This is a genomic window from Nocardiopsis chromatogenes YIM 90109 (assembly GCF_000341185.1).
GTDB lineage: Bacteria > Actinomycetota > Actinomycetes > Streptosporangiales > Streptosporangiaceae > Nocardiopsis_A > Nocardiopsis_A chromatogenes.
The window spans coordinates 1-9111 of record NZ_ANBH01000100.1 but is presented as its reverse complement, the minus strand read 5'-3'; the positions used below and the strand labels follow the sequence as shown (position 1 = coordinate 9111).

The following is a 9111-nucleotide window of genomic DNA, read 5'->3' as shown; positions in this document are numbered from 1 at the left end:
CCGCCCCGGCCGCGGAGCCGATCGCCAAGGCGGTCGGCGGGCGGACCGTGGCCGCGGTCGTGTGCACCCACGGGCACACCGACCACGTCACCGTCGCCCCGCGGCTGGGCCGGGAGCTGGAGGCGCCGGTCCTGCTGCACCCCGGCGACGACGTGCTGTGGCGGATGAGCCACGAGGGCGAGTCCTACGGGCACCTGGAGGACGACCGGCGCATCCCGGTCGCGGGCACGGAGCTGCGCGTGATCCACACGCCGGGCCACTCGCCGGGCTCGGTGTGCCTGCACCTGCCCGAGGCGGGGGCGCTGTTCTCCGGGGACACGCTGTTCTCGGGCGGGCCGGGGGCGACGGGGCGGTCCTACTCGGACTTCCCGACGATCATCGGCTCCATCCGCGAGCGCCTCTTCCGCCTGCCGGAGGAGACCCGCGTGCACACCGGCCACGGCGACGGCACCACGATCGGCACCGAGGCGCCGCACCTGGCCGAGTGGATCGCCCGCGGCCACTGAGACGGCCTGCGCACCGGCCCCACAGGGCCGGGGCCGGTGCGCACGCCCTGTCGCGTTCCAGCGTGCCGGAACGGGCCGTGGCAGGGGCCTTCCGCCAGGCGGAGGCTCCCGATGCCAGGGTGGTCGGAGTGATCAGAGCGACACGGGACAGGTGCACGCGGATGTGCTAGTGTCACAGACGGGTTGCAGTCTGGATTTCGCTTGATCGCTTGATCGCCCGCGGAGTTTCGGCCAGCGGGCGTTTTTTCGTTCCGGAAAAAGGTTCGCGGCAGCCCCGGGCGCCGCAGCCCGCGGCGTCGGTTTCATTGCAGAAGGAACGAGGAGGCCGCCATGGCCACCGGAACCGTCAAGTGGTTCAACAGCGAAAAGGGCTACGGCTTCATCAGCCAGGATGAGGGCGGCCCGGACGTCTTCGTCCACTACTCCAGCATCGCCGGCTCCGGCTTCCGGAACCTTGAGGAGAACCAGCGCGTGGAGTTCGACATCGCGCAGGGCCCCAAGGGTCCGCAGGCCCAGGACGTCCAGGGCCTCTAAGGAGGACCGGCGCGACGTGCCCGCCCTGCCGCCTCACTGAGGCCGGGGCGGAGGCGGACGGCCCCCGCAGCCACCGGCTGCGGGGGCCGTCCCCTTTTCCGCGAGGGCCCGTCTGAGGGGCCCACAAGGTCAGTCCCGCGGCTTGATCCGCATGAAGGTGACCGAGTGCGGCGGGAACGTGTGCGTGAACGAGGAGTCCACGCCCCCGACGGTGGAGGTCTCGGGCGCCACGGGGCGCTCCTCCGCCGTGTTCTCCGCGTCCGGGTCCGCCGCCAGGACCGTCAGCCCGGCGGTCGGCGCGACCTCGGCGCCGCCCAGGTCGATCGAGGTGCGCGCCTGGTCGCTCTGGGCGTTGACGACCTTCACGATGTACTCGCCGGTCCGCTCGTCACGNCCCCCTGCCGGAACGGCTCGGGCGCGGGCGCGGTGAAGCTGGCCCACTCCTCGCCGTCCAGGGACAGGATGACGTCGCGCCCGCGCACCTCGATGCGGACGTCGTAGGCGCGCCCGGCCTCGATGGTGGTGTCGTCGGAGACCACGGTGCTCTTCGCCCCGCCGGAGGCGTGCTCCACGGCGGACTGGGTGTTGCCCCAGCCGCCCAGGTTCCACCAGTAATAGTCGTCGGTTCCCTGGACCCCGAAGCCGATCAGGAAGCCCTCGTCGCCTTCGCGCTTGGTGGCGGTGACCTCCATGTCGTAGTCGGTCCAGCCGGGGTCGCCCGCCATGACCATCGTGTTCTCGCCGGCCGTCTCGGTCTGGACGTACGCGCCGTCCTCCACGGCCCAGCTCCCGGCGTCGGTGATGTGCTCCCACCGGTCGGCGCCGCCGGAGAAGTCGTCGCTGAGCAGCGTCTCACCGTCGGCGGAGACCACCTTCACGTCGTCGTACTCGGCGCTGGTGTTCCAGGTCGACAGGCCCACCGCCCCGGTGATCGGCCCGCTGACGTCCGGGGTGCCCGAGGCGGTGCTGGGCACGACCGCGTCGCCGGTGTTCCGCGCGAACAGCCGCTGCACCTCGTAGTTGGCCGACCCCCAGCTCCGGGTGTTGTCGAACCAGATCATGTCGGGCGTCCACTGGGCGTCCCACTCGGCCGCCAGGAGCGGTGCGTAGGAGGCCATCTTCACCACGTCCGCGTTGCGCTCCAGCCCGGTCATGTAGGCGGCCTCGGCCAGGGCGTTGGAGAAGCGGTTGCCCTGGGAGGCGTACTCGCCCAGGTAGACGTCCGGACCCTGCCGGTCATAGGAGTCGTAGCGCTCGTTGTTCGACAGGAACCAGTCGGGCGAGTTGTAGTAGTGCTCGTCGACCAGCTCCACGCCGTGCTCGCGGTTGAGCTCCCAGGCGCGTTCGAAGACGGTGCCGCCGGAGGCCGGTCCGGAGTTGCCGACCACCGTGATGCCGGGGTACTCGGCCTCGATCGCGTCGCGGAACTCCACGAACCGCTCGAAGAACTCCTCGGGCAGGTTCTCCTCGTTGCCGACCTGCACGTGCGTCAGGCCGAAGGGCTCGGGGTGCCCCATCTCGGCGCGCAGCCCGCCCCACTCGGAGTCGTCGGGGCCGTTGGCGAACTCGATCAGGTCGAGGGTGTCCTGGACGTGGCGCTCCAGCAGCTCGGGGTCGTCGGTGGCCTCGTTCTCGCCGCAGCCGGTGACCAGGGCCGGGACGACCGGCAGCGGCATGGCGTCCAGGTCCTCGGCGAACTGGAAGTACTCGTAGTACCCCAGTCCGTAGGACTGGTTGTAGCCCCAGAAGTTGTGGTTGACGGCGCGCTCCTCGACCGGGCCGACGGTGTCCTTCCACTGGAAGGAGCGCTCGCGCGGCCAGTCGGGCCCTTCATAGGCCTCGTGGCTGCCGGTGTTGACCAGGCATCCGCCGGGGAAGCGCACGAACCCGGGGTCGAGGCCGGCGATCTTCTCGGCGATGTCGGCGCGCAGGCCGTTCTCGCGCCCCTTGAAGGTGTCGCGCGGGAACAGCGAGACCATGTCCAGGCTCAGCGAGCCGCCGCCGCTGCCGGTGACCGCCAGCCTGCCCGCGGTGCTGGACGCGTCGGCGGTGAGGGTCCCGGAGTACTGGGCCCAGTCCCGGCCGTCCGTCTCCAGCTCCAGCGGCGCGGCGAGGGGGGCGCCCTGGGAATCGGTGAGCCGCACGGTGAGCGGCGTCGTCCCGCTTCCTGCGGTCTTGGCCCAGACCGAGAAGTCGTACTCCGCGCCCTCCTCGACGGGGATGCCGGTGGAATAGCCGGTGTTGGCCACGCCGTATTCGCCGCCGTCGGCGGGCAGCGCCAGCCGGAGGTAATTGCGGTTGCGCTCATTGAGGCGGCCGTCGTCGCCGACGACTTCGGCGTTTCCGTCGGCGCGTCCGTCGGCGACCACCTCCCACGAGGTCATCGGGGTGTAGTCCGCATTGTCGGCGGTGGTGTACTCGAACGACCGGTTCTGGACGAGTTCGGCGTACAGCCCGCCGTCGGCGGCGTGGTTGATGTCCTCCATGAAGATGCCGTACATGCTGTCGCCGATGTTCGGACCGGCCGCCGCGGTGTCGACGTCGATGGTGTAGTCGGTCGCGGCGGACGCGGGCGCCGCCGCGGTCGCGCACAGGGCGCCGGCGAGCAGTGTGCCCGCGGCGGCGGCCGTCACGGCCGTCCTCCGGCGGTTCGTCTTGGCTGGCACGTCTCCTCCGTTGGGGGTGCGCCTCCGGCAGGGGAAGCGGGGCGGGAGAGGATCGAATGGGCCGGGAAAAGGGGCGTCCGGTGACGGCGCTATTTCTCAGCGCGACGGGCGAGGGCGTGCCGGGGCGGCGGAATGCGGGGTGACCGCATTCCTCGCCCGGCGCCGCCGGGCGCCGTTCACCCGGGGGTGCGGAAGAACGTTGTCGGCGCTGTGAGCCCTGACCTCCTCAAAGGGAATGTTAGCGCTAACATTTCTTTTCGCGGGCGGATGCGTCGGTCGGCCGGGGACATTTCCTTGAGATTGCCGCGCGGCCGGAGGGGTGTCAAGGGGCGGGGGAGGCCCACGTCGCCCGGGGGCGGCCGGGGGCGGGTGCGCCGCGGGTGCCTCCGGGACCGGACCGAAAGATCTCAGAGCGGTAAACGCGTATTGACTGGCCGACTGTTAGCGCTAACAGTAGTGACGCACCTCACGCGCCGGACCCTGAGACGCCCCCACCCCTCCCCGCCCCGCGCCGGCGTATCCACGTCCCCTCGATTGTTAGCGCTAACACTCGGCCGTTCCGGCCGGTGGGCGCAGAAGGGCTCCCATGAACAAGGCACTCTCCACGACCGCCGCGGCCGTCGCGCTCACCGCGGCGGCGGCCGCCTGCGGGTCGGGCGGCGGCGGACAGGGCGGCGACGGCGACGGCGACACCATCGTCCTCGGCTTCTCGCAGGTCGGCGCCGAGAGCGGCTGGCGCACCGCCAACACCGAGTCCATCAAGCAGGCCGCCGAGGAGGCGGGCATCGAGCTGAAGTTCTCCGACGCCCAGCAGCAGCAGGAGAACCAGATCCAGGCCATCCGCAGCTTCATCCAGCAGGACGTCGACGTGATCGCGTTCTCGCCCGTGGTGGAGTCGGGCTGGGACACCGTCCTCGCCGAGGCGCGCAACGCCGGAATCCCCGTCGTGCTCACCGACCGCGCGGTCGAGACCGACCAGGAGGACGTCTACGAGACCTTCCTCGGCTCCGACTTCGTCGAGGAGGGCCGCAACGCCGGGCGCTGGGCGGTCGAGGAGTTCGCCGACTCCGACGAGGACGTCAACATCGTCGAGCTGCAGGGCACCACGGGGTCCGCGCCCGCCATCGACCGCAAGGAGGGCTTCGCCGAGATCATCGGCGAGGACGACAAGTTCGAGATCATCGCCTCCCAGGACGGCGAATTCACCCGGGCCGGGGGCCAGGAGGTCATGCAGGCCTTCCTCGGCTCCCACGACGACATCGACGTCCTCTACGCCCACAACGACGACATGGCGCTCGGCGCGATCGAATCCATCGAGGCGGCCGGGCTGGAGCCCGGCGAGGACATCAAGATCGTCTCCGTGGACGGCATCAAGGACGCCTTCCAGGCGATGGCCGACGGGAAGATCAACCAGGTCGTCGAGTGCAACCCGCTGATCGGCCCGCAGCTGATGGACCTGGTGGAGCAGGTGCACGCCGGTGAGGAGGTCCCCGAGCGCGTCGAGGTCGAGGAGGGCGTCTTCGGCCAGGACCAGGCCGAGGAGGAACTGCCGAACCGCGAGTACTGACCCGCCCGCCACCGATGCGAAGGAGGGGCCGTGGACACCGCGGCCGGACCCGCCGTGCAGATGAGCGGGATCGTGAAGGACTTCCCCGGCGTCCGGGCCCTGGACGGCGCCGGGCTCAGGCTGGAGCCCGGCGAGGTGCACGCGCTGCTGGGCGAGAACGGTGCGGGCAAGTCGACCCTGATCAAGGTCCTGACCGGCGTGCACCGCCCCGACGCCGGAAGCATCGCCATCGGGGGCCGCCCGGTCGCCATCGCCGGGCCGCAGGACGCCGAACGCCACGGGATCGCCACCGTCTACCAGGAGGTGAACCTGTGCCCGAACCTGTCGGTGGCCGAGAACATCCTGCTGGGCCGCGAGCCGCGCGGCCCGTTCGGGATCTCCCCGCGGCGCATGAACCGGCGGGCGGCCGAGCTGGCCGCCGAAACGGGGCTCGACCTCGACCCCGCCCGCGCCCTGGGCGAGTACCCCATCGCGGTCCAGCAGCTCGTCGCCATCCTGCGGGCGGTGGACCTCGACGCCCGGGTGCTGGTCCTGGACGAGCCCACCTCCAGCCTGGACCGCGACGAGGTGCGCATCCTGTTCGACCTGGTGGAGCGGCTGCGCTCGCGCGGGGTGGCGATCCTGTTCGTCACCCACTTCCTCGACCAGGTCTACGAGCTGTGCGGCCGCATGACCGTGCTGCGCAACGGGCGCCCGGTCGGCACGTTCACCACCGATGAGCTGGACCAGCGCGGACTGGTCGGCCTCATGCTCGGCGAGCAGGCCGGTGAGCTGGACCGGGTGGAGGGGCGCGCCCACGGCGGCGCGCCGCCCGCCGACGCGCCCCCGCTGCTGCGGGCGCGCGCGCTGGGGCGCAAGGGCGGCATCGCGCCCTACGACCTGGACGTGGCGCCGGGGAGCATCGTGGGCCTGGCCGGTCTGCTGGGCTCGGGGCGGACCGAGGCCGTGCGGCTCCTCTTCGGGGCCGACCGCCCCGACAGCGGGAGCGTGGAGGTCGACGGGCGGCCGGTGCCGCTGCGCACCCCGCGCGCGCCCATCGCCGCGGGGCTGGCCTACTGCCCGGAGGACCGCAAGGCCGAAGGGCTGGTGGCCGGCCTGTCGGTCGCGGACAACCTGCTGCTGGCCATGCAGGCCGCCCGCGGGTGGATGCGGCCGGTGCCCCGCAGGGCGCGCGCGGAGCTGGTCGAGCGCTACATCTCCGCGCTGCGCATCCGGCCGTCCGCGCCGGACACCCCCGTGGGCGCCCTGAGCGGCGGCAACCAGCAGAAGGTACTGCTGGGCCGGTGGCTCATCATGCGGCCGCGGCTGCTCATCCTGGACGAGCCCACACGCGGGATCGACGTGGGGGCCAAGGCGGAGGTGCAGCGCCTGGTGGCGGCCGAGGCCGAGGAGGGCACGGCGGTGCTGTTCGTCTCCTCCGAGCTGGAGGAGGTGCTGCGGCTGAGCCACCGGGTGGTGGTGCTGCGCGACCGGCGGGTGGTCGCCGGGCTCGACAACGGGGGCGGGCTGGACGTGGACGGCGTGCTCGACGAGATCGCCGAGGGGGGTGCGCGGTGATGGCGGCGCAGACGCGGCGGCTGGTGTGGCCGCTCCTGGTACTCGCGGGGCTGCTGGCCGCCAACGCGGTCGCCACCCCGGGGTTCTTCGCCGTCAGCGTCAAGGGCGGGCGGCTCTACGGCAGCCTGGTCGACATCCTGCACTTCGGTGCGCCCCTGATGCTGATCGCCCTGGGCATGACCGTGGTGATCGCTCTGCGCGGCATCGACCTGTCGGTGGGCGCCGTGGTGGCCGTGTCCGGCGCCCTGGCCTGCGAGATCATCGTCGCAGCCGGGGATGACGGGTCGGCGGGCACGGTCGCCGCCGCGGTCGCGGCCGCCTTGGCGCTGTCGGTGCTGCTGGGGCTGTGGAACGGGTTCCTGGCGGCGGTGCTGCGGATCCAGCCGATCGTGGCGACCCTGATCCTCATGGTCGCGGGGCGGGGCCTGGCCCAGCTGATCACCGACGGCCAGATCACCACCGTGACCAGCGAACCCTACCGGCGGATCGCGGGGGGCGGCCTGGCGGCGGTCCCCTTCACCGTGCTCATGGCGGCGGTGACCGTGCTGGTCATGTGGCTGGCGCTGCGCCGCACCGCGCTGGGGCTGTTCGTCGAGGCCGTGGGCGGCAACGCCGAGGCGGCCCGCCTGGCCGGGATCCGCGCGACCGGGCTGGCCGTGGCGGCCTACGCCTTCTGCGGCCTGTGCGCCGGGCTCGCCGGGATCATCATCAGCGCCAACACCGGCAGCGCCGACGGCAACAAGGCGGGTCTGTGGATCGAGCTGGACGCGATCCTGGCCGTGGTCATCGGCGGGACGCTGCTGACCGGCGGCCGGTTCTCGATCGCCGGGACCGTGCTGGGCGCGGTCATCGTGCAGACCCTGTCCACGACGGTCTACACCATGGGGGTGCCGCCGGAGAGCGCCCTGGTGTTCAAGGCGGTCGTGGTGTTCGTGGTGAGCCTGCTGCAGTCGCCGCGGTTCCGCGCGCAGGTCGCGGCACCGTTCCGGCGCGGCGGACCGCCGACACCGGCGCGGGGGCCACAGGGCCCCGCGCCCGAGGAGGAGGACGACGCCATGCGCACGCAGACCGGTGCCGGTCGGCCGGACCGCCGGGAGGCGCGGCGATGACGGGCCTGACGACCCCGCCCGCGTCGGCGGCCGCCCGCGTCCGCGCGTTGCTGGACGGGCGGCGACGGTTCATCCCGGTGGCCGTCTCCGGGCTCGTGCTCGTGCTGCTGTTCGCGGTCGGCTCGGTGCGCTACACGGGGTTCGCCGAACCGCAGGTGATGCTGAACCTGCTGGTGAACAACTCCTTCCTCATCGTGCTGGCGGTGGGGGTGACGTTCGTGATCCTGGCGGGCGGCATCGACCTGTCGACGGGGTCGGTGCTGGCGCTGTCGGCGATGATCTGCGCCTGGCTGCTGCGCGAGGGCTGGCCGCCGCTCCTGGTGATCCCCGTCGCGCTGCTGGCCGGGGCCGCCATCGGGTTCCTCCAGGGGTGCATCATCCACTTCTACGGGGTGCAGCCCTTCATCGCCACGCTCGGCGGCATGTTCTTCGCCCGGGGCCTGTGCTACCTGATCAGCGCGGAGTCGATCCCGATCACCGATCCGCTGTTCGGCACGCTCGCCCAGGCGCAGGTCCCGCTTCCGGGAGGCACGTCGCTGTCGGTCGGGGCGGTCGTGGCGCTGGCCGCGGCGGGCGCGGCGGCATACGTGCTGCACCGGACCCGGTTCGGCCGCAGCGTCTACGCGGTCGGCGGCAGCGAGTCATCGGCCGTGCTCATGGGCCTGGCGGTGGGCCGCGTGAAGGTCGGGGTCTACACCGTCAGCGGCTTCTGCGCGGCACTGGGGGGCGTGCTCTACACGCTCTACATCGCCTCCGGGAACAGCCTGCACGGCCTGGGCATGGAACTGGACGCGATCGCCGCGGTGGTGATCGGCGGGACGCTGCTGACGGGCGGCTTCGGGTACGTGCTGGGCAGCGTGGTGGGCGTGCTGACGCTGGGCACGATCCAGACGATCCTGGTCTTCGAGGGAACCCTCAGCTCCTGGTGGAGCAGGATCGTGGCCGGGGTGCTCCTGCTGGTGTTCATCCTGCTGCAGCGGGCCCTGGCCCCGCGCACCGTCAAATGACCCGCCGTGAAACGACGCGAAGACACCGGCCGCAGCGGTGACCACCGCGTCGCCGACGGCGGCCCTTGAGGCGGCGGCACAACTGGTAGCCCGCTCAGTTGCCGATCTCGGGGACTCCGGGCTCAAGAGGGCCGGTGGTTTCTACTGTTCAGTGCAACTTTTCGT

Annotated in this window: 8 protein-coding genes; 6 read left to right on the top strand and 2 right to left on the bottom strand. The window is 72.0% G+C overall.

All coding sequences use genetic code 11. From position 1 onward, the window contains the following. Together D476_RS0110005 and D476_RS0110000 are read left to right on the top strand one after the other, a co-directional pair. On the top strand, positions 1 to 506 hold a 506-nt coding region (locus D476_RS0110005; protein WP_017623813.1), incomplete at its 5' end, for an MBL fold metallo-hydrolase. A 330-nt stretch (positions 507 to 836) separates the two neighbouring features. Next, positions 837 to 1040 carry a cold-shock protein gene (locus tag D476_RS0110000; protein ID WP_017623812.1) on the top strand — a complete coding sequence of 68 codons (204 nt, stop codon included), beginning with the start codon at positions 837 to 839 and terminating at the stop codon, positions 1038 to 1040. Positions 1041 to 1169: 129 nt separating this feature from the next. On the opposite strand, the gene D476_RS38445 is transcribed toward D476_RS0110000, so the two are convergent. Then, the gene (locus tag D476_RS38445; protein WP_338036238.1) at positions 1170 to 1406 is read right to left on the bottom strand and encodes an alpha-L-arabinofuranosidase C-terminal domain-containing protein; all 237 of its coding nucleotides are present in this window, start codon (positions 1404 to 1406) and stop codon (positions 1170 to 1172) included. Continuing rightward, positions 1403 to 3424 carry an alpha-L-arabinofuranosidase C-terminal domain-containing protein gene (locus tag D476_RS32770; RefSeq protein WP_449289398.1) on the bottom strand — a complete coding sequence of 674 codons (2022 nt, stop codon included), beginning with the start codon at positions 3422 to 3424 and terminating at the stop codon, positions 1403 to 1405. The genes D476_RS38445 and D476_RS32770 overlap by 4 nt, the downstream gene beginning before the upstream one ends. Positions 3425 to 4292: 868 nt before the next feature. Between D476_RS32770 and D476_RS0109990 the strand changes: the two genes are divergently transcribed. The 4 genes from D476_RS0109990 to yjfF are packed head-to-tail and all read left to right on the top strand — an operon-like array spanning position 4293 to position 8946. Beyond that, positions 4293 to 5273: an ABC transporter substrate-binding protein gene (locus tag D476_RS0109990; RefSeq protein ID WP_017623811.1), complete on the top strand. Its 981-nt coding sequence runs from the start codon at positions 4293 to 4295 to the stop codon at positions 5271 to 5273. Positions 5274 to 5303: 30 nt separating this feature from the next. Beyond that, positions 5304 to 6830, top strand: coding sequence for a sugar ABC transporter ATP-binding protein (locus tag D476_RS0109985; protein WP_017623810.1), 1527 nt, complete (start codon positions 5304 to 5306; stop codon positions 6828 to 6830). Next, the gene (locus D476_RS0109980; protein WP_017623809.1) at positions 6830 to 7939 is read left to right on the top strand and encodes an ABC transporter permease; all 1110 of its coding nucleotides are present in this window, start codon (positions 6830 to 6832) and stop codon (positions 7937 to 7939) included. The genes D476_RS0109985 and D476_RS0109980 overlap by 1 nt, the downstream gene beginning before the upstream one ends. Then, complete coding sequence (gene yjfF, locus D476_RS0109975) at positions 7936 to 8946, top strand: galactofuranose ABC transporter, permease protein YjfF (protein ID WP_017623808.1); 1011 nt, start codon at positions 7936 to 7938, stop codon at positions 8944 to 8946. Before D476_RS0109980 ends, yjfF begins: the two co-directional genes overlap by 4 nt. Positions 8947 to 9111: the final 165 nt, after the last annotated feature.

What these genes read in the sequence shown, in the direction of transcription:
- yjfF (WP_017623808.1), top strand. Translation starts at nt 7,936, where the DNA reads ATGACGGGCCTGACGACCCCGCCCGCGTCGGCGGCCGCCCGCGTCCGC.
- D476_RS0110000 (WP_017623812.1), top strand. Translation starts at nt 837, where the DNA reads ATGGCCACCGGAACCGTCAAGTGGTTCAACAGCGAAAAGGGCTACGGC.
- D476_RS0109990 (WP_017623811.1), top strand. Translation starts at nt 4,293, where the DNA reads ATGAACAAGGCACTCTCCACGACCGCCGCGGCCGTCGCGCTCACCGCG.
- D476_RS0109980 (WP_017623809.1), top strand. Translation starts at nt 6,830, where the DNA reads ATGGCGGCGCAGACGCGGCGGCTGGTGTGGCCGCTCCTGGTACTCGCG.